Annotated in this window: 1 protein-coding gene; it reads right to left on the reverse strand. The window is 41.5% G+C overall.

The features are described from left to right. On the reverse strand, positions 1-255 hold a 255-nt coding region (locus AAEZ03_RS26710), incomplete at its 3' end, for a PolC-type DNA polymerase III domain-containing protein (RefSeq protein WP_502947961.1). Positions 256-299: the final 44 nt, after the last annotated feature.

The raw sequence follows: 299 nt of genomic DNA on the forward strand, positions 1-299 counted from the left end.
GCTATTAGCTAAATCAATCAGACTACCAAGCACCAGCTCAGTGAAGTAAATATCAGCAATGGCAGCATGTGCATCTCTTGCTTGAGCGCGCGCTATATAACGGTGAAAGTAATAGAGGAGGTATACTAGCTTATGACTCTCAAGCGTAGGAAGCAGGTAGTTAGCCATCGCATTAGTACATATCAGATTAGGAGTATGGGTCACGCCAGCATTTTTCAGAACGGTCATATCAAAATCAATATTATGACCAATCAAGTACTCAACACTGTTAGATAGTCTAAAATCAGTATGAGGCGGCT

Source organism: Pseudomonas sp. HY2-MNA-CIBAN-0224 (genome assembly GCF_040310285.1).
Taxonomy (GTDB): Bacteria; Pseudomonadota; Gammaproteobacteria; order Pseudomonadales; family Pseudomonadaceae; genus Aquipseudomonas; species Aquipseudomonas helleri.